The sequence below is a fragment of the Leucobacter chromiiresistens genome (assembly GCF_001477055.1).
GTDB lineage: Bacteria > Actinomycetota > Actinomycetes > Actinomycetales > Microbacteriaceae > Leucobacter > Leucobacter chromiiresistens_A.
The window spans coordinates 31,369-57,961 of sequence record NZ_LDRK01000028.1 but is presented as its reverse complement, the minus strand read 5'-3'; the positions used below and the strand labels follow the sequence as shown (position 1 = coordinate 57,961).

General features: G+C 66.6%; 19 protein-coding genes. 9 read left to right on the top strand and 10 right to left on the bottom strand.

Annotated elements, in window-relative coordinates:
- Positions 1 to 8 precede the first annotated feature (8 nt).
- Together NS354_RS06420 and NS354_RS06415 are read left to right on the top strand one after the other, a co-directional pair.
- Positions 9 to 1,517 (top strand): RHS repeat protein, encoded by a 1,509-nt coding sequence (locus NS354_RS06420; protein ID WP_082677943.1) that lies wholly within the window; start codon positions 9 to 11, stop codon positions 1,515 to 1,517.
- Positions 1,463 to 2,776: an RHS repeat-associated core domain-containing protein gene (locus NS354_RS06415; RefSeq protein ID WP_058593747.1), complete on the top strand. Its 1,314-nt coding sequence runs from the start codon at positions 1,463 to 1,465 to the stop codon at positions 2,774 to 2,776. The genes NS354_RS06420 and NS354_RS06415 overlap by 55 nt, the downstream gene beginning before the upstream one ends.
- 511 nt (positions 2,777 to 3,287) lie before the next feature.
- Here NS354_RS06415 and NS354_RS06405 read toward each other — a convergent pair.
- The 10 genes from NS354_RS06405 to NS354_RS06365 form a co-directional block, all read right to left on the bottom strand.
- A complete protein-coding gene (locus tag NS354_RS06405; RefSeq protein WP_058593745.1) occupies positions 3,288 to 5,621 on the bottom strand; it encodes a DEAD/DEAH box helicase family protein in 2,334 nt (777 codons plus the stop codon).
- Positions 5,622 to 5,623: 2 nt separating this feature from the next.
- Positions 5,624 to 7,573 (bottom strand): site-specific DNA-methyltransferase, encoded by a 1,950-nt coding sequence (locus NS354_RS06400; protein WP_058593744.1) that lies wholly within the window; start codon positions 7,571 to 7,573, stop codon positions 5,624 to 5,626.
- 160 nt (positions 7,574 to 7,733) lie between these two features.
- On the bottom strand, positions 7,734 to 10,892 hold the full coding sequence (locus NS354_RS06395) for a hypothetical protein (protein WP_058593743.1): 3,159 nt from the start codon (positions 10,890 to 10,892) through the stop codon (positions 7,734 to 7,736).
- 615 nt (positions 10,893 to 11,507) lie between these two features.
- Positions 11,508 to 12,077 (bottom strand): hypothetical protein, encoded by a 570-nt coding sequence (locus tag NS354_RS13355; RefSeq protein WP_153002127.1) that lies wholly within the window; start codon positions 12,075 to 12,077, stop codon positions 11,508 to 11,510.
- A 252-nt stretch (positions 12,078 to 12,329) separates the two neighbouring features.
- Positions 12,330 to 13,181, bottom strand: a complete 852-nt coding sequence (locus tag NS354_RS06390; protein ID WP_058593742.1) for an ABC transporter permease subunit — start codon at positions 13,179 to 13,181, stop codon at positions 12,330 to 12,332.
- Positions 13,178 to 14,155, bottom strand: a complete 978-nt coding sequence (locus tag NS354_RS06385; RefSeq protein WP_058593741.1) for an ABC transporter ATP-binding protein — start codon at positions 14,153 to 14,155, stop codon at positions 13,178 to 13,180. Before NS354_RS06385 ends, NS354_RS06390 begins: the two co-directional genes overlap by 4 nt.
- Positions 14,152 to 14,556, bottom strand: coding sequence for a PLD nuclease N-terminal domain-containing protein (locus NS354_RS06380; protein ID WP_058593740.1), 405 nt, complete (start codon positions 14,554 to 14,556; stop codon positions 14,152 to 14,154). The genes NS354_RS06385 and NS354_RS06380 overlap by 4 nt, the downstream gene beginning before the upstream one ends.
- A 120-nt stretch (positions 14,557 to 14,676) precedes the next feature.
- Positions 14,677 to 15,336: a hypothetical protein gene (locus NS354_RS06375; protein WP_058593739.1), complete on the bottom strand. Its 660-nt coding sequence runs from the start codon at positions 15,334 to 15,336 to the stop codon at positions 14,677 to 14,679.
- Between the two features lie 28 nt (positions 15,337 to 15,364).
- Positions 15,365 to 16,273 carry a DUF5808 domain-containing protein gene (locus NS354_RS06370; RefSeq protein ID WP_058593738.1) on the bottom strand — a complete coding sequence of 303 codons (909 nt, stop codon included), beginning with the start codon at positions 16,271 to 16,273 and terminating at the stop codon, positions 15,365 to 15,367.
- A complete protein-coding gene (locus tag NS354_RS06365; protein WP_058593737.1) occupies positions 16,270 to 16,611 on the bottom strand; it encodes a PadR family transcriptional regulator in 342 nt (113 codons plus the stop codon). The genes NS354_RS06370 and NS354_RS06365 overlap by 4 nt, the downstream gene beginning before the upstream one ends.
- Before the next feature lie 381 nt (positions 16,612 to 16,992).
- On the opposite strand from NS354_RS06365, the gene NS354_RS06360 reads away from it, so the two are divergent.
- From NS354_RS06360 to NS354_RS06330, 7 genes are all read left to right on the top strand, one after another.
- Entirely contained in the window at positions 16,993 to 17,472 is a 480-nt protein-coding gene (locus NS354_RS06360; protein ID WP_058593736.1) for a hypothetical protein, read from the top strand.
- Positions 17,473 to 17,578: 106 nt separating this feature from the next.
- Positions 17,579 to 23,881, top strand: coding sequence for an Ig-like domain-containing protein (locus NS354_RS06355; protein WP_058593735.1), 6,303 nt, complete (start codon positions 17,579 to 17,581; stop codon positions 23,879 to 23,881).
- Between the two features lie 340 nt (positions 23,882 to 24,221).
- Entirely contained in the window at positions 24,222 to 24,737 is a 516-nt protein-coding gene (locus NS354_RS06350; RefSeq protein WP_058593734.1) for an Asp23/Gls24 family envelope stress response protein, read from the top strand.
- Positions 24,734 to 24,925, top strand: a complete 192-nt coding sequence (locus tag NS354_RS06345) for a DUF2273 domain-containing protein (RefSeq protein WP_010154727.1) — start codon at positions 24,734 to 24,736, stop codon at positions 24,923 to 24,925. The genes NS354_RS06350 and NS354_RS06345 overlap by 4 nt, the downstream gene beginning before the upstream one ends.
- Before the next feature lie 65 nt (positions 24,926 to 24,990).
- Entirely contained in the window at positions 24,991 to 25,386 is a 396-nt protein-coding gene (locus NS354_RS06340) for an NTP pyrophosphohydrolase (protein ID WP_241490389.1), read from the top strand.
- On the top strand, positions 25,387 to 25,974 hold the full coding sequence (locus NS354_RS06335; RefSeq protein ID WP_058593733.1) for a hypothetical protein: 588 nt from the start codon (positions 25,387 to 25,389) through the stop codon (positions 25,972 to 25,974). It begins immediately after the preceding gene.
- On the top strand, positions 25,971 to 26,588 hold the full coding sequence (locus NS354_RS06330) for a hypothetical protein (protein WP_058593732.1): 618 nt from the start codon (positions 25,971 to 25,973) through the stop codon (positions 26,586 to 26,588). The genes NS354_RS06335 and NS354_RS06330 overlap by 4 nt, the downstream gene beginning before the upstream one ends.
- The last annotated feature ends 5 nt before the right edge of the window (positions 26,589 to 26,593 follow it).

Sequence of the window (26,593 nt, the reverse complement as noted above, 5' to 3'; positions counted from 1 at the left end):
TCCTGACGATGACCAACGAATCAGGCGATGTGACCACCAACGTCTACTCCGCCGAAGGGCGCATCTCGCAGCAGACCCAGCCCAACGGAGAGGTGCTCGACTTCGCTTACGGAGCGCTCTCCAACGGAAAACAGACGAATACCGTCGCTTCGGGCAGCGTGAAGAAGACCTACGTCTACAACCAGCACGGACGGATACTGTCGTTCACGGACAGGTCCGACCCGACTGCGCAGTTCTCGCGCACCTACGACTCGAGCAGCAACGTCGTCACGGAAAAGCTCATCGACGGCGTCGAGAAGAGCTTCGCCCACGCGTACATCAACGGCGACCGCGCGAAGACCACCGAGGCCAACTCCAAGAGCACGGTGCACTACGAGCACGACGGCGAGCACCGGCTGACTGTGAGCGTGGACCCGGCTGGAACTCGCACCGAGCACTCGTTCGACGACCGCGGGAACCTCATTCAGACAAGAGTCGTCCCGAACGACGGCGGAGATCCCCGCGTCACGACCTTCGAGATAGACGCGAAGGGCGACGTCGTCGCAGTCAAGAACCCGCTCGGCGGCCGGGCGGTGCTCGAGCACGACGATGCCGGGCGGCTCGTCTCGGTGACCGACCCCGTCGGTGCTGTGACGACCAACGACTACGACTCCCTCGGCCGACTGGCCAGCACCGTCGCACCGGGCGGGAACCTCGCAGGCGTCACCGTCGAGGAGCGCTCGAAGTTCACCACCTCCTACGCCTACGACCTGAACGGCAACGTCACTTCAGTCACCGACCAGTCCGGCACCACCGCATACCAGTACGACGAGAAGTACCTGCCGACCTCGATCACCGATCCACGGGGGAAGACGAAGAGAGTCGTCTACGACGCCGCCGGCCAGCCGACGAAGATCACGTGCCCGGACGGCTCGGCCGACGAGTTCACCTACGACCTCGACACCGGGCTGCGCGCCTCGTGGAAGGACCCCCAAGGTTTGACCACCACGTATTCCTACGACGGCAGCGCAGTCACCACGACAGCACCCGATGGCGCGAAGACCACTCTCGAGACCGAGATCGGCTGGCGCGACGTCGGGACCGTCATCACGAACAGCAGGTTCCCGAACGGGCACGCGATCAAGCGAGAGAGCGCGGGCTTCACGAGCCTCGACCCAGATGACAAGTGGTCCACCACCACCGAGGTCGAGTACGACGAAGCCGGGCGAATCGCCATGGAATCCCAGAATCACAAGGAGGTCTCCTACGCCTACAACGGATTCGGGCAGCTGAAATCCCGCAGGGGTCAGGGCTGCGACGTCTCCTACGAGTACGACCTCGCCGGCAACATCTCGAAAACTGTGTACTCGGACGGCACCGAGGTGCTCCACGAGACGGACCTCGCGGGTCGCGCGACTGGGATCACCTCCTGGACGGGACGACCTACGACTTCGGATACGCTCCGGGAGGCCAGCTCGCCTCGATGTCCTCGAGCACCGGGCTGGGCTTCGACACGGTCTTCGATGGCTCCCGCCTGACCTCCAAAGACTGGAACGACGCCGCTGGCGATCCGCTCAAGAGCTTCGGCTATGAGTACGAGACATCGGGTCTGATGAGCGGCGACTCCGTCGACGCGAACGAGCGCGCTTTCGCATGGAACGACAACGGTGCTCTCGCCTCGGTCGACCAGGACCCGCTCGCGTGGGACGGCAGGCTCTTGACCAGCACCGGCGTCCGCGACCTCGCCTACGACGCGGCGACTGGCCGTCTCTCGCAGGCGGCCAAGGGGTCGGACACCACCTCGTACCAGTACGACGCTCAGGGCAACCGCACCAAGAGCGTCGACGGTAGCACCGAGACCAGTTACGCCTGGAACGGCCTGAACCAGCTGACCAAGCTCGACGACACAACGTTCTCCTACGGCGCTGATGGCATCCGCACGAAGGTCGGATCCGCCGTGCAAAACTACGGCCAGGACCTGAAGCTGCTCAGCGACGGCGAGACGAAGTACCTCTGGGCTCCCAATGGATCTCTTCTCGCACAGGCACCGTTGAACAGCAACAGCGAGGCTGATACCCAGCAGGCCGTCACCGACGCCCTCGGCTCCGTGCACAGCGTGCTCGACGACCAGCTCTCCTCGGTGGGGGAGTACAGCTACACCGTGTTCGGCGAGCGCACGCTCACCGCGGGAGCCAACGTGAGCTCGATCGGCTTCGCCTCCGAACAGCATGACGACTCGGGTCTGGTCTACCTGCGCTACAGGTACCTGGACCCGGCCGTCGGCCAGTTCATCAGCGTGGACCCGCTCGTCAGCATGACACTCGATCCCTACGGCTACGCCGACGGGAATCCGCTGCAGATGACTGATCCGCTCGGATTGTTCAGCTGGGGTTGGGAAGACACCGACAACCTCACGGGAGGTATCGGATCCGTAGCAGGAGTGATCGGGCTTGGAGCGACCATCCTCGCGTTCACTCCGATCGGGGCTCCGATAGTTGGTGCGTTGGCGCTCGCCGTCACCGTCACCACCGTTGCGGGCGTAGTTACGAGCGCGTACACCGCGGCACGAACGTGTCGATCAGACCAGATACCGACGCCCGACTGCGGAGGAAGTGTGCTTGGCATTGGCCTGGGGGCAGTCTCATTCACGAAGCCTCTCGCCACGTCCTGGAAGCTTGCCACCTCCGGGGACTCCACCATCCGTGCGTCCCATCAGGCCGTTCAGGGGGTCGCGGGAGCGCTGCCGCTTGTCAACGATTTCGGCAACCGCGCCATCAAGGGCGCTCACACATGCTGACCGAGAGGAGAACCAAGTGACTTTTAGCCTAGTAGTCGCCGTGATGGCAACGCTCGCTGGAGCCGTTCACGCGATAATGGTCTGTTTGGCGCTTCAGGGAGTGATTCGGATTGAGAACGCGGAACTCGCCGCATGGTGTAGCCGTGCGATCAGGCCGACTTTTCAGGTCTTCGCTCCGTTAGCCGCAGCGCATTACGTGCTCCACGGTTACGACCACGGATTGATTCTCACAACGGGCTACTGCGTCGCCATGGGGGTGTTTCTGATGAAGTGACCTGACATCGAGAATCGATCAATCAATGAGCACCCTCGCGACCTCGACGGCGTGCTGTCGCGAGGGTCAATGACATGGCTGTCCTAGCTGACTACTCCAGCTCTTTGCGTGCCGGCGTTCATCCTCGCGATGACGGTCAACGCAGCAAGCTAGGAACCAGGGCGACAATGCCTGAGCTGCCAGCCTGGCCGGCCCCGACGCGCGGGGTTGGCCGGACTCTTCCTCCCGATCTCCCGGCTATTTGGCGTCGACCGGGAGGAACGACTTCACAAGCGACTCGAGGTCCTCGTAGGGCAGCGTCCGCAGGTCACGACCGCTGCCGAGTTCGAGTACGGAGAACCCGTCCTTGCCGTCGGGCGTGCCGTCGGCCTTCCATGTGCCCTCGACCACGAACTTGACCTCGACGGTCGTGGAGACGTCCTTGTGCGGCTGGATCGACAGCAGCTTCCGCCGGCCATCGCCCTCTACCAAGTACCCGCCCTTCGTATCGACGCAGAGTACCCTTTCCCTAGACCAAAGCAGGAAATCCGGAAAGAACCAGGCGGTCTGGCCGAGCGAGACGAGCTGGATGCGGTAGCCAGTTTGCGAGCGGTTCCGCGCCCACGTGAGACCCGTGTCGTCGAGCGCGCGGGCGAACTGCAGCTCGAGCGGGTTGAGGCCGTCGTAGCCCTCGTGAAGAGCGTTGCGGAACGTCTCCATGGATCCGCGGCGCACGAGTGTGCTGCCGACCTCGTAGGGCTTGGGCCTGGCTTGCTTCAGCACCGCGTGGCGCAGGTACTCGTCGACGGCGTCCGCGGCGTCGTCGGTGATGCTCGCGTAGGCGCGGGAGCCGACACCGACCTTGGCATCGAACTTCTTGCCGTCCGTGTCCATGATGGTCAGCGCGGGCTTGTAGCGCCGCGACACCTCGCGCTGGAAAACCCACCGTGCGTTGACGCGGTTCGACTGCTCGAAGTCGACCCACTCGGAGTCGGCAGCATCGCCTCCGCCAATGGCCTGCGTCACCGTGCGCCGGCGGCCCGTGCCGCGCGTGTTCACGGTGTCCTGCGAGTAGTCGTTGACCTTCTCGAGCACCTTTTTGACGGGATCCACAGTTGCCGCGTTGTCGACTCCGGTGCGCGGGACCGTCCTCGATTCCTTCGGCTCGATGCTCACCGGCGGTTCGGATCCCGGCGGCGAGGTAAGGATCCTCACCTCTGGCGCGTCGCCGCCGAGCCCCTTGCGCACCTCGTCGACGATGCTCTTGAACACGTCGTTGCGGTCGACACGCACGTAGAAGTGCGCCGTGTTTAGCCGATCCGCCTCGTAGTGCGTCGCGCCGGGCTGGCGCAGCACGCGCCCGACGACCTGCGTGATGTCGATCGTCGACTCCATCGTTTTGTCGACGTAGGCGAAGTAGACCGAGGGGTCGTCCCAGCCCTCCTGGAGCGTCTTGTTGAAGATGATGTGCCGATAGTCACCGGCCACGAAGTCGTCGTAGTCGCTCTCGCCGCCGCCGAAGAGCACAAAGTCTGCGGGCAGCGGGAAATCTTTATCTGTCTTGAGATTGGCGTAAACCGCGATCTCGTCGGCTGGAACGCCGCACTGCTCGGTGAGATAGCGCCAGATCTCGATCGGCGGGGCCTGCCGCTGGTCGAACGGCTGCTTCGGGTCGTCCGTCCGGCTCGCGTCGTCGGCGAGCACGTTCGTATTGCAGACGTAGATCGCCTTCGGCAGGAAGCCCAGTCCCTCGGCCTTCGCCGCCGACTCCGCGTCACGCAGATCCACGAGCATGTCGGAGACGGTCTCTTCCATCGGCGCGTTGAGACCGTCGAGCTTGATAATGCCCTTGACTAGGCCCGACCCCACGACGGTTGACGACTTCACCGAAGTCACGAGCCCGTCGTCCGTGTAGCCGGCCTGCGTGCGCAACGGCTGGATAACCTCGGCGTCGAACTGCGCAGGGAAACGCAGCGTCGCGCTGGCCAGCAAGAATACGCTCGGCTGCTGTTCGAGCAGTAGCGTCGTCTGCTGGTCGCTCAGGTTCTGCGCCTCGTCGTAGACCACGATTAGGGGCCGCTGGTGGCCGTCCGACGTCTCACGGACCTTGAGCGCTTCCCAGCGGGTGGTCTCGATACCGTCGATGTCGTTCTTGTAGATCTTGAGCTTGCTGTCTTCGCGGTCCTTCTGGTTGAACGTCCCGACCGTGGCGAAGTACAGAAGCCCCTCCCGCGCCTGCGCCGCGTCCTCTGGGTCGTACTCACTGAGCAGGCGCACGGCGATGTCGGGGAGCAGATGGCTGTACTTCCCGCCTTCCTGCAGGTTCGCGTAACTCTGCTCGACGACGACCTTGCCCTTGGAAAGCCACAGGATCACCGGCGGGATCTCCGCGAGCGCCACGATCTCACTCACGGCCTGCGCCAGAATGGCGGTCTTGCCCGAACCGGTGATCGATGAGAGCGCCTGATAGAACGGCACTTCGTGCCGGCTGTCGCGGCGGCCCATGACGACCGGGTCAGAGTTATATTCGATGAACCGGTCGGCCATCAATGAGGCCGCCCCTCGCTGGAACTGGAAGAGTTCGAGCGCCATGATCAGGCCTCCTCTGTGAACGACTCGGTGCGGACATCCAGGCCGAAGTCAGACAGGATGCGGTCGGGAATCTGATACCAGATCACGTCATCCGTGACGAAGAGATTGCGCCGACTGTATACGTGGTAGTTGTCGGCCAGCCCAGCTGCGTCCGCTTCCTCCGTGATGGCCTCGTACACGTCTTCCGTGAGATCGGGGCTCGAGTCGGGCCCAGCCCAGACGAGGAAGATGCCCTCGTTGCTGGCGTTTTTGGCGACGAGGTAGGCATACGGTTCGGCGTCGCGCTCGACCGGGATGAGCACCGCCGCTCGACGAGAGCCGGTACTTGAGTGGGAAGCGATAACCGTGTCGACCATCTCGTCGCGCTCCATAAGTAGGAGCGTCTTGGCATCGACCTTCTTCTCGAGGGCCTTGAACGTGTAGCCGCCGCTCAGAGGCTTCCCATTGCCGTTGGCCCAGTCACCCGAGATCACGCGTGTCAGACGGACGGCGGTCAGCGCTCGGGCGTACGAGTCGCCACGCTCCGGCCGACCCTGCTCGACGAGGATGAATCGCCTATCGCTCCCCGACAACTCATTGAGTCCGAGCACCGCATGCCCCGTTGTCCCGGAACCGGCAAACGGATCGAGCACAGTTCCGGTAGGCGGGCACCAGATCTGGATGATCTTCTGGATCAAGCGGAGAGGCTTGACCGTTCGGAAACCGTGATCGCGTCCGACGACTGCGCTGAGCTCGTCGACGCCCGTCTGACTGTGCCCCGACTCTGCGTGCTCCCACGAGATTGACCCCAGAGCCTCAGGGAACTCGTGATCGTCATCAGCCCAGTACGTCATCGGCACGACGCCGCGCTTCACGTTCTCCAGATAACGCTTGTGCTGCGGGCGGCCCTTCCCCGCGATGCCGAAGTAGACGATCGGCCACGGGCCTGTCGCGAGTTTCTCCTTCGCGCGGGCGGCAGCCACATCTATGGGATCGGCGAGCATCAGGGCCTTGACTCCCCGCTGCACGGAAGACGCCGAAACACCTGCGACGCGTGCCCGCTCGGCCTCGTCGCTCAGGTCGCGCTCGACGTAGTGGGTACCCCACCCCTCGAGCGCGCGCTTGACCTGAGCGCGTGCCAGAGACCAACAACGGCCCTCCGGTGGATAGTGAAGCTCCCCGGTGAAGGGCGACTGAATCGCATAGACCATCGGTTGGTTCTTGTCTGCCTTGCCAGCAGAGAGGTCACCCGACTTCCAGACTTTGCGGTCTCCGTCACGAGCTTGGTATCGAGCATCCATCTCTTCGTCACGTGATAGCAGCGCTGTCTTCGCACGTGCCTCGTTGCGGGCGTAGACGAGGACGTACTCAGTTGCCGTGCTGACGTGGGACTTGTCGGATCGCGGCGAGTACGACTTCTGCCAGTTGATGATCGCGAGGCGGTTCTCCTCGCCGAAGAGCTCATCGAGCATCTGGCCTAGGTGGAAGAGCTCGCGATGGTCGATGCAGATCGCGAGAACGCCAGACGGCTTCAGCATGGACCGCATCATCTGGAGGCGCGGATACATGAACTTCATCCACTTGGTGTGCTTCGCGGGGTCGTCGCTGCCCACGAATTCGCCCATGTCGGGGTCGTTCGGGTCCGCGTCCCACTTGTCGTTGTAACGGAAGTCGCCGCCCGTGTTGTACGGCGGATCCGTGAGGATCAGGTCCACGTGGCCTCGTTCGCGGTACAGCGAGGCGAGCGCCTGGAGGTTGTCGCCCTCGATGAGCAGGTTCCTCGCGCGGCCATGCTCGTCACCGGCGCTGTACTTCTTGATCGGGCGCTGGTTACGTGGGCGTACGCGGCGGCCGAGTTGCCGGGCGAGCACCTTGCCCGGGAAAGAGAGGTTGACGCCCGCGCCGGTCTTCTCCCTGATCATCTCGATCAGCTGCTCAACAGGAAGATCTTCGAGCGCAGTGATGTCGTCCACAGATGTGTCCTTTGGTAGGGCGGCCGGGGTCTTGATGGCATGTTCCGCTCATGCCAAGCACACACCTACATGTTAATGGTGGCCACCGACGTTGATGCCGGTAAGCGCCGTCAGCCGGCACTGATTCAGCGGGCAGCGGACCAGTACTGATGCTCATCGCTCATTGCTCATTGCACAGCCCCGGCCTCAAGCCCGTGAACCGGGGCTCCGCTTCGATTCCCCGCGGGCGCTCCTCGATCCGCGCCTCTGCGACGAACTTAACGAACAAGTCCGAGTCGTTCGCCAACGCATCGAGCACCTCGAGCGGAGCGTCCGGGTTCAGCGCCACCAGCACCGCTAGTTCGGCACTTCGGCCGGCGAGGTCGGCCATCACGTCAATCGGTGCGCCTGGATTGAACGCTACGGACATGAGCGTGTCCGGATCGTCTCGGGCTGCCAACGATCTGAGAATCTCCGGTGGCGTCTTCGGGTGTGCGGCAACAGCCCGCCGGACTTTCGCGCTGCGCCGCTCGCCTCCAAGAAACGCCAACATGTCCGGCGTCGCGTGCTCGCTGTAGGCGACGCGGATGCGCACCTCGGCCCTGGTGTTCGCGGCCATTTCCTGCAGTTCGGCGACGGTCGGAACCGTAGGTCGGGCGGCGACGCTCACCTCCGTCGACAGTGCGGGTTCGTCGTCGGTCTGTTCCTCCGGGTCGGGCTCCCGGTAGGCCGCGATGCGGACGTCAACGTCGTCGTCGAGCAGCAGAGCGTTCAGCAGATCCTGCGGCAGGCGGTCGTTGCACGCGACCGCTCGGCGCACTTCCGCGTCTGCGTCGAGAGCCAGTGCTTCCAAGACGCTCTGCGGGGTGCGAGGGTTCTCGGAGACCGCCATCCTCACGTCTGCGTCTTTGCTTTTGGCGAGGCGTTCCAGAGTGCTGATACCGGTTCTCTGGTGCATCGCCGCGTAGTACCGGAGATCGGGGTCGCGGACTCTACTCTTCGACAAGCGGGCGAGCGCAGCCTCCATCAGGCCATCAGGCACAGCCAGATCCGGTCTTTGCTCCACCTCGAGGACCACCGAGTGTAGATCGAGGTTCTCCGAAGAGGCTAGGAGCTCCTCCGCGATGGAAGCAGCAAGCTCGCTGGGGACCAGGGGGTTCGCCATGACCGCCAGTCGGACATCGGCCAAACTGTCCTGCGCCAGCCGTGACAAGACGTGGAGCGGCGCAGAGCGATTGGCCGCCACCGCGGCGCGGAGATAGCTCCTCCTATCCGTCGACAGCCCTTCGAGAACCACGACCGGTGTCCGATCGGATTCGGCGAACAGCTCGCGCGCGGCCTCGGCCCGCATGCTCGCCATCCTTTTCGTCAGCGACTTCAGCGACCCCTCGCTAAGCGAGGGATTGCCTGCCAGGGCGATCAGCACTTCGGGCGACTTCTCGGCGACCAGGCCTGCCAATGCCTCGCTCGGCGTCGCCGGGTGACGCGCGATGAGCCGCGCGACCTGGTCGCTGTACTCGGTCGGCGTCTGCCAGCGCTCGTGCGGCTCGAGCCCTCCCGTGGCGAACTTGATCCGTGCTTCACGAGAGCCCGCGAGCTCGGTGAGGACTTCGCCGAGCTGCGGGTCGGGATTGTTTATCGATCGCTCGAGCGCGTCCCAACGGATTCCGGGGTCCTCGTCCGCGAAGAGCGCCCGGCGGACGGCGGTGTCCGCGATGGGAAGCATCCTCGCCGCGATCCGGCGCACGTAAGCCGTCCGCTGGTCCGACATCAGGTCCGCGATGACCTCGATAGGGAGGTCCTGTGATGCCTCCGTTGGGAGGCGGAGGGATCTGACGGACTTCCAGGACCAGATACGGCTGGCCTCCGGCAAGCAGCTGTCGAGAGCTCGATCGCTGGCCCCGTGCAGCATCGCCAACAGAATCGAGCCGAGCGCGACCCCCGGAGTTGCCTCGGGATCGCGGTCCTGGTTGATCTCGACGCGGCGCGTATCGACCTCGTACGCTTGGCGCTCGTCAAGCTGAACGATCTCACCCTTGCCGGATTCGTCCGGAGCCGCACCATCGGTGCGCCTTGCGATCTGCGTCTGTTGTTGCGCCGATGCGGTGCCTGACGACGGGTTCGCGGCCACTGCGCGGCGCACCATCACGCTGCTGTCCCCGGCGAGGCTTCGCAACACCTCGGCTGGCGCTCCCGTGTTCCTGGCGACGCCTTCGCGCACGCGGGCGTAATGGTCTGTCGCGAGCTGCTTCACGATGTCCGTCGGCGACGAGGCGTTGCGTCCGACGCGGAACCGTAGATCGATGTCGTCGCCCGCCGCGAGCGCCATGAGCATGGCGTGCGGGGTGTGCCGGTTGTCGGCAAGGAGCTGCAGCTTGCGGCGCTCTGACACCGGCACGTGCACGGCGATCTGGTTGCGTGCGGTCGCGCCGACGAAGCCCTCACGAAGCCTCGGCAAGAGGGCTTCTGGGTCTCCTCCCAGCAGCTGCTCGAGCGTCCATATCTTGAGTACCTGCTGTCGAGGCAGCCACACACCGACCTCCCGGATGCCCAGGGCGTCGTCCAGATCGAGCATCACGTACCCGAGTAACTGGCGCAGGAAGTCGCGGAGCGTGGCCACGCTCAGTTTTGTGTACACCTTGCAATCCATGAGCGTGCCATCGATCATCCAGTCGCCGTCCGCGCCGCCCAGCAGCATGGCCCCGCTGAAACCAGGATTGGGGCGGAACCGGCTCTCGGCGGCGATACGTTCGCGCCACTCATCGAGCTGCGCCTCACTCGCAGACAGGAGAGCGTCGACGTCTTCGATGGCAGCGTCGGAGATCGCGTCTGCCAGCTCCGCTCCGCCCGTCACCGCATCGCACGCATCGCCCAGTGATCCGGATAGCGCAGCGACTCCGCCCCGGTAGACCTGCTCGCAATAGGCCAGCAAGATCGACGCGCGCGTGAGATCAGACGAATCGCTCGGCGAGCTCAACAGCGCTTCGCCGATCATGAAGGCTTCTGTCAGGACGCGTGCTCGGTGCTCGCCGTTCTCCACCAGCGGCACAAAATCGCTGAGCCGGGCAACGCCTTGAGCCGAGGTCGACTTCGCAGGGTCGAAGCCGCCCAGCGCGATCCTGGCGCGGATGTCGAACCCCGTGCCTGACAGCCTGCCATCAACCGGCTCGCTCGCCGGCACAAGCAGGGTCTTCCCCGCCAGGTCGACTAGACCCAGCTCAGCAGCCATCTCGCGCGCTTTATTGCTCGTGCCGCGGGAGGCCGCCAACACAGGGGAGACCCCATCGAGGTAGGCGCGAACGGGCGACGACGCGTTGCGCAACTCAGTCGTCAGACTCATAGGGCGATCCTCTCAGAAGGACTGATCGAAGACGCGTCTCTCTCCGTGATCAAGTATTCAAGGAGACAGATCCTGCCGATGTGCTGCATTCAAAGTGCTCACCGCCCGTTTTGAGTTGTCGTTCGGCCGTTGGGCCCGTCCTTCAAGTGTAGGCAGGCGGGCTACCTCGGCCACGGGTCGCCACGCACGACACGGCCCCTTGTGATGCGCCCCATCTCGGTACTGAAACCGAGCCGACTGAGGATCGAATATCAGGATCCGTCCGGTCGCGCCGGGCGCGAGATGGTCAGGACTCTCCGTGCTGGACGCACCTTCTCCAAGCCCCTCGCTCCAGCACGCAACGGCTCGCTCAGCGACCCGGAAAATGTCACCGCAGATGTCACCGCTAGACGCAGGATGTCACTGGAATCAGCGGGAACTGTCGGGAACCGCGATCGCCCACGATCCCTACTCCTGTATGGCATATAAGGCTATTGAGCGTGCGTGACGTAGATCACGTCGCTGGCTCAAGGGGTCGCAGGTTCAAATCCTGTCAGCCCGACCAGGTTGGAGTCTCACGACTTCACGGGCGCACTTGAGCACACGAAACGACCCTACGAATCGAGCGCTACCGCTCTAGAAAGATTTGGCGTTCGCGAACATATATGTGAAATCTTGGATGGCGGGGAAGAAGCGTTTGAGAAACGGCGGAATAAGTGCAAGATCCTGTCCTGAGAGCATCGGGAGGAGCTGGAGTATCCCTAATTCTCTAAGGTGTATTTCCGAATCGTCTTGTGATTTCACCCCTACCCGATTCGCTATTGTCTTGAAGCCAAGCCCTTCGGCCCACAGCTCTCTCCAGCGGAAGATCTCGTCGGCAGTGGGCACCACTACTCGTGACCGAACGCCTGTCCCAGGGAGATGCTTCATTATGGTGCCGCGGTTGTGCCGGTATTTACCCGCCAACTCGTATGCGGACAGCCCGGCCTCGTAATCGGCAATAATGAGGCGCAGCCTCTCTTCCGTGATGCGAGTGAAGGATCGTGGAGAGTGTTGAGTTCTTGCGGTCTTTGGGGAGTTTCTCGCCTCGGCAAGCAGCCTCCACCCCAGTCCTATTTCTTTTGCACAGGAGGAGAACACCCCGAACGAGAGATCCCGGAAACTCAAGGGCTTCCGGGACTTTTTCTGTAGGTGAGTATCCTTCACTCATTCCGTGCCTTGGATGATTCGCCAAGTATTGAACGGTCCGCGATCGCCTCAGTACTTCTTGGTTCAAGTCGACCGCTTCTGACGCATCACCGAGGGACTCTTTCATGTCACCCGGCATCGATGCCAGCCTATCAAGCCATTCAGGTGCTCGGCGAGTCGAATTCTGTACGTACGTAGAAGGCGCAACGCGACCGGAATGATCGATGGTAGGCGAGCGCTGGCCTAACCCTGGGCGGCCGACTGTGTCCATCACCGCAACTCCCGCCGCCGAAACACGGCGACGGCCACCGCAACCAGCACGACGCTGGCCCCAGCCCCGGTCCCGACAGGCCACCACAGCGCGGCACCCTCCGGGGGAGTACCCGACGCCAGGGCCACGGCCGCCGGGAGCAGGCCCGCGGGTGTGAACTCGGCGAGGCGAGGGGCCGCGCCGGCGACGGCGAGCAGGAAGAACGCGCCGACGCCGACGCCCGCGGCCGCAGCCATTGCGTCGAACGCGGCCGAGGCGAGCAGCGACACCGCGATCAGCAGCGTGGCGAGCACCACCCACAGCGCCGTCGCACCGAGCAACGGCCCGAGACCGCCAGCGGCGTCACCGGCGGCAGCAGCGGCACTGCCAGAACCACCAGAACCGCTGCCAGCGCCACCAGAACCGCCACCATCACCCCCGAACACCACCGAGGTCACGCCCCAACACACCAACGCCCCAAGAAACGCAGCCGCAGCAACAAACCCCACGTGCACGACAGCATGGCTCACCACGTACGCCGCGCGCGATGCGGGCTTCACGAGCAGCAGCGACGCGACGCCCGAGCGCACCTCGCCGTTGATCGCGCCCGCGGCCATGATCACCACCACGAACACGACGAGCTGCGACAGATCGGAGACCCACTGCGCGGCGGCGTCGGCGGCAGTCGGATCCGGCAGCGCGAGCGCCCCGACCTCGCCGCCGAGCGCTCCCGCGAGCAGCTCGTTCGTGTACCGCGTGATCACCGGCCCGCTCGCGGCGAAGAAGACGAGCACGACGGGCAGCACCCAGATGCGCCAGGTGCGTACGATCTCGCGGGTGCGCAGGCGCAGGAGCGGCAGCAGGGCGTTCATCGGGCGCCCTCCACGAGGTCGACGAACACGTCTTCCAGGCTCGCCTCGCGCGGTTCGAGGCGGAAGAGGCGAGCGCCGAGCGAGCCGACCAGAGCGGCGATGCGGGCGGCGCCGTCCTCCACGTCGTCGACGGTGACCACGAGGGCGCGCGATCCGGGGGCCTCCTCGGCCACGTCGAGCGCGAAGCCCGATCCGGCGCCCACTCCAGACGGGGCGAGCAGCGCCTCCCGAAGCCGCTCGGTCTGGTCGGTCTCGACGATGAGCCGGCCGCGCGATCCGCCGAACCGCGCGCGCACCTCGCGCAACGGGCCCTCGGCGGCAACGCGGCCGTCGCTGAGGATCGCGACGTCGTCGCACACGCGCTCGACATCGGGCAGCAAGTGGGTGGAGAAGAACACGGTGGTCTGTCCCTTGAGTTCGGTGAGCAGTTCGAGCACCGCGCGCCGCCCCATCGGATCGAGCGCGGAGGTCGGCTCGTCGAGCACGAGCAGCTGCGGGCTGTTGATGAGGGCCTGCGCGAGCCCGAGTCGCTGGCGCATGCCGCGCGAGTATCCGCCGACGCGGGCGCGGGTGTCGGCGAGGCCGGTGAGGTCGAGCAGCTCGGGTACGCGGCGCCGGGTCGTGCTCTTCGGCAGCTGGAACAGCGTCGCGGCTTGCTCGAGCACCTCGCGCCCGGTCATCCACGACGGAAACCCGGGCACGTCGGGGCAGTAGCCGATGAGCGGGCGCACCTCTGCGCTGCCGGGCGCGTGGCCGAGCAGCCGGGCGGTGCCGCTGCTGGCGCGGGCCAGGGCGAGCAGGATCCGGATCGCCGTCGTCTTCCCAGCCCCATTGGCGCCGAGAAAGCCGAACACCGACCCCCGCTCGACGTGCAGGTTCACCCCGTCGAGGGCGAGCCGCCCGCCGTACCGCTTCGTGAGCGCGCGCGTCTCGAGCGCGGGGGCACCCGCGACGGCACTCGCGGCGCCCGTCATCGCTGCGCCTCGTCGCTCGGGCCGGAAGCGCCGGTCGCGCCGGAAGCCTCGGTCGCGCCAGAAGCCTCGGTCGCCCCGGGCGCAGCCGACGCCGCCGGCGACGACCCCGGCCGCCCGCCGTACAAGCTCGCGACGGTGCTCGCGACGTGCGACGAGGCGGCCACGGGGGCGTCGGCGACGGGTGCGGGGCGGCGGCCGGCCACGAGGAACAGAATGGGCCCGATCATGTTGAGGCACAGCATGATGAGCACCCACGGCCACTTGCGGCCGAACTGCACGCGCTCGGTCGGCGTGCGCACGAGCACGACGAAGCCGATGACGAGCAGCAGCGTCTGCAGGGCGAGCACGATGCCGATGAGCAGCCATACGGTGCCGCTGAGGGAGGGGACGTCGAGATTCATGCGCAGCTTCCTTCGCAGTGCGGGCGCGCGAGCGTCGCCGGTGGGTAAATCGGTATTGCCTACATCCTTGCAATGCAAAGTAACGATGTCAATTCGGGATCCGCAGCCGTGTCACCGGAGTCACTCGGACGACGGCGCCGTGCGCGGGGGAGCGGAGGCAGCCGCACCCTGCGGAGTGGTGAGGCGGTCGCGCAGCGCCCGTTCGAGGGCATCGAACCCTTCGCCCGTGAGGCGGATGAGCGGGGCGTTGCGGGTCGACCTGACGCGGCGTCCCCAGGTCATGCCGACGTACGCCTCGCGATCCGCGTCGGCCGTCCAGATGAGCACCACGCCGTCGCCGCCGCGGGTCTGCTCGGGCAGCGGCGTGTACCGCGCCGAGTCACCCGAGGCGAAGGCCGCGTGCAGCCGGTCGAACGCGGCGGGGGTGAGCGCGTGGTACCCGGTGAAGCGCCGCCGCAGGGGCGTGCCCGTCTCCGCGCGCACCCACACCCGCGTCGCCGACCCGAGCAGCGCCGCGACCGCGAAGACGCCGAAGGTCGTCGCGAGCACGACGATCGCCGCGGGCAGCACACCCAGCCCCCGCATCGCCCGATAGCGCGGCCGAGACGACTCCTCCGCGCTGCGACGCGCGTACTCGGCCAGCTCCGGGTAATTCGCCGCTGCGCACGCGATCCCGATCACGCAGAGCACCAGCACGCCCACGGCGACGGCGGTGCGGGGTGCGGATCGGCGCGACACGAGCCCGGGAGTGCGCGCCAGGGTCGCGTCGTAGAGAGACATGCCCTCATGCTCCCATGTCGCGGCGCGGTTACCGCGAAGACTGCGCTGCAGTGCCCTCCGCAGCGCCCGCCGCAGTGCCCGCCGCAGCGCCCTCCGCACGCGCGTCCCGCCACGCGCGGCGCAGTCCGGCACGCAGCGGCAGCACGATCACGGCGAGCGCGGCGGTGAGACCCGCGGGCAGCGCCGCGGGAACGAGGAGGCCCCAGCGCCCGCGGGGGCGGCGCGCATCGAGCACGGTCGCCGCCACGATGGACGCCGAGAGCGTCGCCAGCGTGGTCGCACTCGCGGTGCGCACGAGCCGATCCTCGACGGGCACCCGTCGCCGCTGCGCCCAGAGCGCGGGCACCGCGCCGACCGCGACGGCGGCGATGAGCGAGCGCCGGGATCCGGTGCCGGTGCGCCGGCCGCCGATCCCGAACCCCGTGGCCACGCGATCGGGGAGGCGCCGCCAGGTGAGCGTCAGGGATCCGGCGGCAGTCGCCGCGATCGCGAGCGGCACGAGCTGCGCCCCGCTCACAGCGCTCTGCGGCACCCGGTCGAGCACGTCGCTCGTGGCGTCATCGGGGCGGATGAGCCGCAGGCGCACGGCAAGGGCGCCGAGGTTCACGGTCCACCCGGCGCCGAAGAGTCGAGGTACGAAGAGCCGGGGGGTGTCGGGATCCCATGTGCGCGAGCGCACCTCAGCGCTCACCGGGCCGCGCAGCTCGACCGGCACGCCGAGCACGCGCAGCCGCGAGTCGGCGGCAGGCGCGTCACCGGTCAGAGCGTCGCGCAGATCCGCCGCGTACTGCTCCGCGGGCCCGAGCGCCTCGACCGGATCGATGCCGGCGTCGGCGAGCTCGTTCAGCTGCGCGGAGAGGGCCTCGAGCGCGCGGGCCCGATCCCGCCGCGAGAGCGCGCCGAGCTGCGCCTCGACCTCGTGCAGGTACCGATTCACTTCGCCCCCTCCGGCCGCAGAATGTCGTGCATCGCCCCGCTCAGTGCGGTCCACGCCTCCGACCCCTCGGCGAGCGCGGCACGGCCCTCGTCGGTAAGGCGGTAGTACTTGCGGGGCGGGCCGCCGGGCGCCTCGACCCAGCGGGTGGCCACCTTCTCGGCTTTATCGAGGCGCGCGAGCAGCGGATACACCGTGCCCGGAGTGGCCGTCAGCGCGGGGTGCTCGCCCAGCCGATCGATGATCTCGATCGAATAGCACTCGTCGCGGTCGAGCACCGCGAGAATCGCGAGCTCGAGCACGCCTTTGCGCAGCTGCGCGGTGCGGTCGCTGGTGGGCATGCCCCACAGCCTGACAATACCCGGAAGCCTTGTCAAAGCCTCGGCTGGGCGCGTCGCGCCGGTGCATCGGCGGGCGGCGACGGGCATGAAGGCGATCCGCCCTCGCAGTCGCAGTGCATTCGCCGCCGGTGCGCACTACTGCATTTCAGACCTCGCGGCCCGCGCACTTTCGCCCACGGGGTACTGCAAAACCCTCGTTCGGCACTCAAATCGCCGCCGCGACCTACTCAAAGATCGTCCGCCACCGAATTCCCGCTCGCTGACAACCGAAAGTGAGATCGGGCAATTTCGTCCGAACCGATTGCGAGGGGTGAGTGCGTTATGACGATGGAGGCTGAGAGCCGACAGCAGGAAACTGCTGTCGAGCACGGGGAGCAAGGTGTGCTTCCGAACGACCGAACAACGACGGATGGTGCGGCGGGACGACCCGCCGGAATCTCCAAGCCGCAGAAGGGCCTGCTGCAGCGGCGCGGATTCTTCTGGTCGATCGTCGGCGCAGTGGTCGCGGTCGTCATCGCGGTTCCGCTCGCGTTCTTCTTCTGGGGCAACGGCGGCACCGCGGCTGTGCCCGACGGCTTCCCGGCGCAGGAGCAGCTTCCGCTCGCCGATGGTGAGCGGATCGCCTCGAGCGACCCCGACGGCGACCTCATGTCGGTCACGATCCGGGTCGACGACGCCGAGGCGCAGCAGGCCGCCGTCGAGCAGATGCAAGCCGCCGGGTTCTGGGTCACCGGCCAGAGCGGCTCGGGCCCGATCGGGCACGTGGTCTCGATGAGCAGCGATGAGTTCACCGCGCGCCTGTCGTTCAGCCACTCCGAAGAAGCCGGCTACCAGATCAAATACATGATCGCTCAGCGATAGAGACCTCACACCAAGAGAGCAAGGGACAACAGTGTTTCGACAATTCTTCCATTCTGACGACGGGAGCGGACCAGCATCCGCCCCGTCTTCCGGCGCATCTGCGCTCATGCTGCTGCGCCGCCCGTTCGCGGCGGCCATGACCTTCCTGCTCCTGCTCGCCTCCCTCGTCGCTTACGGGCAGGTTGCAGGAGCAACGCAGGCGCAGGCTGCGAGCTACACGCACGGGGCCGAGATCGGCACGGCCGTGTGGCCGGACGACGTGAACCTCGCAGAGGGCTCCGCCATCTGGTCGATCGCGACGGGCATCTCGGGAAGCCCGAGCAGCGGAGTGATCGGCGCCTTCGGCGGCACGCCCACGGAGCCGATCCGCGTGTCGGGAGCACTGGCGAACCTGGGCGTCTCCGGCGATTCCGAGAACCCCGGTCTCTACATCAATGAAGCGCTCACCATGGGGTCGCTGACGAAGATCAGCCCCGATGTGAAGGCCCATTACGAATCGGCCGGCTCCGTGAAGCCGGCGGGGACCACGTTCACGAACTCGGGCCACGTCAAGTGGGTTCCGGCCAGCGGGCCGAACAAGGGGAAGGCGTTCGCGATCGAACTCCCCATCCCGAACAACCTGACGAAGTCCTGGGTCACCACGACCTGCAGCATCGAGGTGAATCAGCTCACGAACGAGCTCGTCATTCTCACCGGGCCGTGCGATCCGGGATACACGGGCTACCAGAACAACATCCTCTACTTCTCTCCGGGCGCTGACGGCGATCCGCTGACGCTCGAGGACAACGTCGTCGAGTACCTCGAGACGACGACCACACCGAAGCTCGACGGCGTATCCGACATGACGCTCGACGCCGCAGGCAACGTGTACGGCATCACCGACGGCCTGAACCCGACCATCTGGCGGTGGAACCGCGACACCGGCCAGCACGTGCTCCTGGGCAAGACCACCTACAGCAGCAAGAACGGCACTGCCTCGCCCGCGAGCGTCGGCCTGGCCTTCTACGACGGCCGCATCATCAACACGGCCAACGGACGCAAGGCGCTGCCGCTGCAGGTGAACCCCCTCACCAAGGAATCCTCAGCGCTGCCGAACGGCAGCTGGGCAGAGCACGTGACCGGCGGCGGTACCGCGTGGACAGCGACACTCGACAGTGCGGGATCCGGCCCCCTGGCCGGCGGCGTCGGAATCGGTGGAACGGTCACCGATGAGGCGGGCAACCCGGTGAGCGGAAGCCCCGTCGCCATCTACCGCGACAACGGCGACGGCACCGCGACCCTCGCGGGCACGACCGACCCCACCGACGAGAACGGCAATTACGCCGGTCTGCTCGATTCCTCCTCGGGAACCTTCTACCTGCGCCTCGTGCAGCCGCGAGTCGTCAGCGGCTCTGAGAGCAAGAACGGTGAAGTCGTGGCTACGAACACGTACTTCACCGTGGGGCAGGACGTCACCGGAAACCGCATGTCGGTGGTCAACGACCGCAACAACGGATCGAACCCTCCGGCCGGAACCCCCGGGGAGACCACCATCGACGTCACCGCCGACGGGCTCAACGACCTGGTGAAGTACGACCTCGTCGACGCTCGCTCGGTCGCGGCCATCGACTTCACCGTCGCCTTCGCAGGATCCACTGCCGACCAGTCGCCGAACAGCCTGCTCTCCGGAGATGCCCGCACCGGCAACGGCCCTCAGCACGTGACCCTGCAGGGCGACGACGCGGCAGACCTGCGCCTGGGAGCCACGAATGGCAACTACGTCGTCGGAGCGACCGATGACAGCCACGAGAGCGACGACGGCGTGTATCTGAATCTCGCGGGCGACACTCCGCTCGCATCCGACCAGCTCTTCGCTGCGGGACTGCAGTACCCGCTGCTCGCCAAGAGCGAGGGATCGCAGGCTGACAGCGCGAAGATCAGCGCGTGGATGAGCGCCGCGGGCGCGGCGAACGCCAACCCCCGGGGCGCCTTCGGCTCGGTCATCAAGTCCTCCGGTGCGAACGCCGAATTCGAAGTACCGTTCCCGAGCACGGCCGGCCAGGCGACGCTCCGAGTGAACAGCTCGCTCGTCGAAGTCGAGAAGCCCGACAACTCGGCGAACGAATACGCGGGAGCGGCGGATAGTACGACGCAGCCGTGGACCACCGCCGGCGAAGTCGAGGACTACGACGTGAAGATCGTCGACTCGGTCCTCCGGCTGTCGGTGGACAGCACGCTGCCCGGCGACTACTCCTACGGCATGACCGGCGTCAGCGCCACCGCGCCCTCCTCGCAGAGCGCGAAGATCACGCTCAGCGAGGCAGGCGTGGCAGCAGAATCGGGCGCTCACGAGGGTTCGATCGGACAGCCGATCGCGGTCACTCCGGAGGTACCCGCTGGTGCTGAGCTGCAGAGTGCAGAGGTGATCGACGCGGTGACGGGAGATCGGATCGGAGCGGCTGAGGTCGCCGCCGACGGCACCGTTACGGTTCCCGGCTCGATGGTGACCCTCGGGGCGGACATCCGCCTCGTGCTGAGCTACTCGGAAGCGCCGTCGGCAACCTCGTCGACTCTCGAGGTCGGACCGCCCGACAGCGTGCCGGCGAACGGCGAAGCGACCATCCCCGCCACGGTGACAGTGAGGGGCGCGCAGAGCGATTCCCCGCTGGCCGGGCAGAACGTCAAGATCTTCAGCACCGACGACAAGGTCGCGGTGTCGGAGGTGACGGACAACGGCGATGGCACCTACACGGCAACGCTCACCAGCTCCGTGGCGGGAACGTACCCGAGCATCCACGCCACCGTCGCCATCGACGGCGTCGACACGGAAGTCGCCGGCTCGCCCGGCACTGCCAACTTCACGACAGGCGCGCCCAGCGCAGAGAACTCCGCGTGGAGCATCGATCCCGCGGGGCCGCTCACCGTGGGATCGCAGACCGACAGCACCTACACGGCTGTCGCCGACATCGCCGACGCCCTTGGGAACCCCGTCGGTGCCGGTGTCGACGTCACGTTCGTCGTACCGGCAGGAGTGAACGGCGCGACCGAAGACACGCAGATCGTCGTGCCGACCGATGAGAACGGTCGAGCCGTGGTGGAGCTGCAGTCGACGCAGGCGGGAACGTACGTATTCTCCGCTCGGCTCGGCGACGAGCAGATCGGCGACAGCGAAGAGCGGAGCTGGAACGCAGACGAGGTCTCCCTGACCGACTCGGTCTTCGAGGTCTCTGCCGACAGCCGTCTCGCCGACGGGCAGGACACCCACACCGCGACGGCCAAGGTAGTCGATGCGTTCGGCAACCCGGTAGCCGGCGAGGAGATCGCGTTCACCATTCCCGAGCACCTGGAGTACGCGGGCGCCCGTGGCACATGGGTGTCGGGAACGAGCGGCACGATCGTCGTCGCAACCGGAGCAGACGGGGTCGCCGAGGTAGAACTCGCATCCACGAAGAGCGGCACCTACGAGGTCTCGGCCTCTGCGGCAGCCGGTGCACTGGGTACCCCTCAGCGCATCACCTACGTCGCGGGAGTCGTCGACGCTCAGACGTCGACCTGGACGGTTACGCCGGAGAGCCCGGTGCAGGTGAACGAGCCCTACACCGCGACCATCCTCGCCAAGGACGCTCTCGGCAACCCCGTCGCAGGGGCCGAGGTGGAACTGGTGCTCCCCGCAGATCTGGCGACCGCGAACGGTGCAGCCGCGAGCGGCGTCACCGACGCAGACGGCGTGCTGTCGATCCCGGTGACCTCGACGGTGGCTGGCGCGTACACGCTGCAGGCGACCGTCGCAGGGCTGCCTGTCGGCGGCACCGCGGAGACGAGCTCGAAGGAGATCGCGTTCGTCGCGGCCGCATCGGACGCGACGAAGTCGAATCTGAGCGCGACCGGAGGCATCGTGAGCGCCGACGGCTCGACGACCCACACCGTCACCGCCACGATCTACGACCGCTTCGGCAATCCCGTTGCAGCGGACACCGACGTGGTGTTCTCGTTCCCGTCTCAGCTCGTCAGCGCAGCCGGTGCATCACCGGCCACCGTGCAGACCGATGCTTACGGTCAGGCGAAGCTGGAGGTCGCCACGACCACTGCAGGCTCGTACGAGGTGTCGGCTGAGGTCGAGGTCGACGGAGTACTGACCGGCATCGGCAACTCGCCCGTCGCGGTCGACTTCGGGAGCAGCGACGCCGACGCGCAGCGATCCTCCTGGACCGTCACGCCTGAAGGAGAGCAGACGGCAGGCGAGGCGTTCGTCGCTGAAGCTCTGATCGTCGACTCGAACGGCAACCCGGTCGAGGGCGAAACGGTGACCTTCGCTGTTCCTGCTGGAATCAACGGAAGTGCAACACCGAGCTACGTCACGGCCGTGACGAACGCCGAGGGCCTCGCGTCAGTGGAGCTGTCGGCCACGACCGCCGGCACGTACGAAGTGGTCGCTTCAGTCGCTGGATCGCAGATCGCAGACGCACGCGACATCGTGTTCGTCGCTGCCACCGCCGACATGAACGAGTCGCAGATTCAGGCGTCGAAGTCGATCATCAGCGGTGACTCGGTGGACGACTCGACCATCACCGTCGAACTTCGCGATGCCTTCGGCAACGTCGTCTCGGAAGGCGACTACTCGGTGCTCATCAGCACGGATCGAGGTCAGCTCTCGGAGGTCGTGCGCACCGAGGACGGCCGCTTCACCGCCGTCCTGAGCGGCGGAGCAACCGACGCGGGCACGGCGACCATCTCCTTCACGGTAGACGGTGAGCCCGGCGTCTCCACCGCCACGGTCGAGATCGTGGATACGACGGTGCCGGAGGCGCCGACGGCGGTTGCGGTCGGTGACTCGGTCGAGGGTTCTGCTGAGCCCGGGACCACGGTCGAGATCCGTGACGTGGAGACCGGTGAGGTCGTGTGCTCGGTCGTGGCCGATGAGAACGGTCAGTTCTCGTGTGGTCCGGTGGGTGATGGGAACTACGATGTGGTTGCCGTTGATACCGCTGGGAACGAGTCGGCTCCGACTCCGGTGACCGTGGACACGGACGCGCCTGCCGCTCCGAAGGTGAGTGTTGACGGGGACACGGTGACGGGTGAAACCGAGCCGGGTGCCAAGGTCGAGATTCGCGATCCGGAGACCGGTGAGGTCGTGTGCGAGACGGTTGCTGATGAGAACGGTCTGTTCTCGTGCGGTCCGGTCGATGATGGCAGCTTCGATGTTGTCGTGATCGATGAGAGCGGTAACGAGTCCGATCCGGTCTCGGTGACGGTCGATACGGATGCGCCTGCCGCTCCGAAGGTGAGTGTTGACGGGGACACGGTGACGGGTGAGACCGAGCCGGGTGCCAAGGTCGAGATTCGCGATCCGGGAACCGGTGAGGTCGTGTGCGAGACGGTTGCTGATGAGAACGGTGTGTTCTCGTGCGGTCCGGTCGATGATGGCAGCTTCGATGTTGTCGTGATCGATGAGAGCGGTAACGAGTCCGATCCGGTCTCGGTGGTCGTGGATACGACGGTGCCGGAGGCGCCGACGGCGGTTGCGGTCGGTGACTCGGTCGAGGGTTCTGCTGAGCCCGGGACCACGGTCGAGATCCGTGACGTGGAGACCGGTGAGGTCGTGTGCTCGGTCGTGGCCGATGAGAACGGTCAGTTCTCGTGTGGTCCGGTGGGTGATGGGAACTACGATGTGGTTGCCGTTGATACCGCTGGGAACGAGTCGGCTCCGACTCCGGTGACCGTGGACACGGACGCGCCTGCCGCTCCGAAGGTGGACCATGCAAACGGCGATGAGGTCTCAGGTACAGGAGAGCCCGGTTCGACGGTGACGGTGAAGGACAAGGACGGAAACGTTCTGTGCGAGACCCTCGTCGATACCAACGGCACCTTCACCTGCCAGATCTCGCCCGCTGCACCTGACGGCACCCTGCTGCAGGTCACCGCGACCGACCCTGCGGGGAACGAGTCCGTCAGCACCTGGGTTCGCGTCGGCGGCCCCGCCATCACGCTCAGCGCTACCGAAGTGCACCCGAGCGATACGCTGACGATCACCGGCACCGGCTTCCTCCCCGAGGAGACCGTAAGCGCAGAGGTTCACTCGCAGCCGGTATCGCTGGGAAGTGCGACAGCAGACGCAGAGGGAACCGTCGTGTTCACCTTCGCAGTGCCTGCCGACTTCGCCCTCGGAACCCACACTGCTCTCCTCACTGGAGCTCAGTCGGGTCAGGTCAGCGCAGAGTTCACCGTAGTCAGCGCGGATCAACCGCTCGAGACGCCGCAGAACCCGCAGGCCCCCCAGGCCCCGCAGGTTCCGCAGGCGGAAGAGCACGCCCAGCTGCCGATCACCGGCGGACAGGTCTCCGGCCTGCTGCTGGCAGCAGGAGCTCTCATGCTCGGCGGACTCCTGGTGCTGCGCCGGAAAGGAAAGGAGCGCGAAGAAGTCAGCGCCTAGCTGACCACCGAAGCTGAGGTCGAGCGGAACACCACTTGACACTCAGTGCACCCGAAGGGCGTAGAGGCACATAGCCTCTGCGCCCTTCGTGCTGTCACGAGGCCGCACCTAACGCTCAGAAGAACGTGAGCGGTCAATAAAGTGCGCATCGCACCCGAATACCGCACATCACTGACCCCTCACGACCGCCGAGCACCAGCCCCTCGCCTTCCAACAAAAAATGTGTGACATTTTTTGTGACAAAGGTGGCCGCACCTGCGTCCTATCTACAGAGCGATGATCCGTCGCTCGACACCACGGGCGGCCCGTCAGCCGCTCACCGACACAGGAGGTAGTGCACATGGCTACGAACGAGACCCAGAACTCTGCACAGGTCGACACCGCGACGAACGCCGCGAACGGCAAGAATCGCAGCGGCGCACCCCGCGTCGACCACGTATCGTCGACGACGAGCGCCGGCACCGCGGCAGACGCCTCAGCGGGACGCACCACGATCGCGGAAGGCGTCGTCGCGAAGATCGCCGGCATCGCCGCCCGCGAGGTCGCCGGCGTGCACGCACTGGGCGGCGGCGGAGCTCGGGCACTCGGGGCGCTGCGCGACGCCATGAACGCGACCGACCTGACCCAGGGCGTCAAGGTAGAGGTGGGCGAGACGCAGGTCGCCGCCGACCTCACCATCGTCGTGGACTACCCGACCCCCATCCAGGAGGTCGCCGATAACGTGCGCAACGCCGTCGCAGGCGCGATCACCCGCCTCGTCGGGCTGCAGGTCGTCGAGGTGAACGTCGCCGTGAACGACGTGCACCTGCCGGGTGACGACGCCGACGACGCCGACACCGAGACGCGCGTCTCGTGAACGCGACCATGACCGGGGCGGCGGCGGGCGCCGTGCTGGCGTTCGCCGCCCTGATCTTCGGATTCTGGGGTTTCCTGCTCGTCGCCGTGTTCATGGCGCTCGGCGCCCTCGTGGGCGGCCTGGTGTCAGGCCGATTCGACGCCCGCGCGCTCGTCGGAGCGTTCACCGGGCGGCGCACCTCATCATGAGCGCCGGTAGGGTCGGCTCGGCCGGCGCCGCCCGAGAAACCGTCGCTCTCGGTGAAACCGGCACGGTGAGCGCAAACGGCACCGTCGACGAAACAGACGGCCTGGGCGCGACGGAACCCACCGAAGCCCAGCCGCCGGGCCACGTACACGTGCACGAGCGCGTCCTCGGCAAGATCGTGACGCAGGCGTCGGCGCACGCCATCGGCGTCGCACGCGGCGACGTGCACGCCGAGGTGTCGGAGTGGGGCGGGGGGATCGCGGTGCGACTCTCGACCAGACTGCCGATCCCCGATCTCGCCGACACCGAGGCGATCCGCGCTTACACCCCCGTGTTCGAGCGGATGCGCGACGTGCAGTCCACCCTGGCGCGCGACCTGGAACGGATGACGGGCCGGGCGATCCGGCGCATCTCCGTCACCGTGAACGGGGCCGTCATCACCGAACGAAAGCGGGTGAGATAGATGTCGCAACAGGTGTTGAGCCGGGGCGTGCGCCGGGAAACCCATTCTCCGCGCACCGTCGCGGCCGTCATCGTGCTCGTCGTGCTCGGTGCGGCGGCGGTGTTCGTCGGGATCGAGATCGTGCGCTGGTTCGCCGGGCTCGGCCCGCTGCTGGTGGCGCCGGGCGACGGTCTGCGCGCGCTCACCGAACTGCCCGATGCCGAGCCGCAAGGAGCCGTCGTCGCGGGCGGCGCAGTCGCCGCGATCGCAGGGCTCGTGCTCGTCGGGCTCGCCGTCGGCCCGGGCCGCAGGCCGAGACACGCGATGAGCGGCCACCCGATCGCGGTGGTGTGCGACAACGGCGTGCTCGCGTCCGCCGTCGCCGAGCAGCTGCGCCGAGCCCTCGACCTCGCGCCCGGCGCGGTCGTCGTGGGAGTCGGGTCGCGCAGCATCGACGTGACGGTGCGACCGGCTCCGGGGGAGACGATCGAGAAGGATCGCGTGCGGGATCTCGCCGCGGAGGAGGTCGCCCGTTACGACCTGTCGCCCGGACTGAAGGTGCACGCCCGCATCGCGAAGCCCGCAGACGAAGAAGGAAGAGAACGATGAACGCCACCCAGCGCGGAATCAACCGCAGCGTGCTGCTCGTCGTCGGCATCGTGCTGATCGCCGGAGGAGCGGCCGCAGCCGCAGCCGCCCTCCTGCCCGACATCGGCTCGGCGTGGACGACGGCGACGGAGTCGGCCGTGCAGTGGATGCGCGACGCCTCGACCGTGACGCGCGTCGCCGAGGCGAGCCCGGTGAGCTGGTTCGTCATCGCGGTGCTCGCCGCATTGCTCGTGCTCGTGGTGATCGCAATCGTGATCATCGCGCGGCTCGGCGGCGGGCGCAGCCGAACGGTGCTGCGCGAGGAAGCCCGCGAGGGGGCGCAGGGCGCCGTGACCATCGGCCACGGCTTCGCCGCCGACGCCCTCACCGGCGCGCTGGCGCACCGCAGCGAGATCCTCTCATCTCGAGTGACCTCCCGCACCCTGCGCGGCGTCGACGTGCTGCACGTGAAGGTCACGCCGCGCCAGCACGCCTCGCCCCGGGAGATCGCCGAGATCGTGGGGCGACTCGCCGACAATCTCGCGATGCTCACCGGCCGCGAGACCCCGATGCTGCTGTCGATCCGCTCAGGCATCCGCTCGCGCGTCGCCGCGGGCGAGCCGCGGGTGCAGTGAGAGGA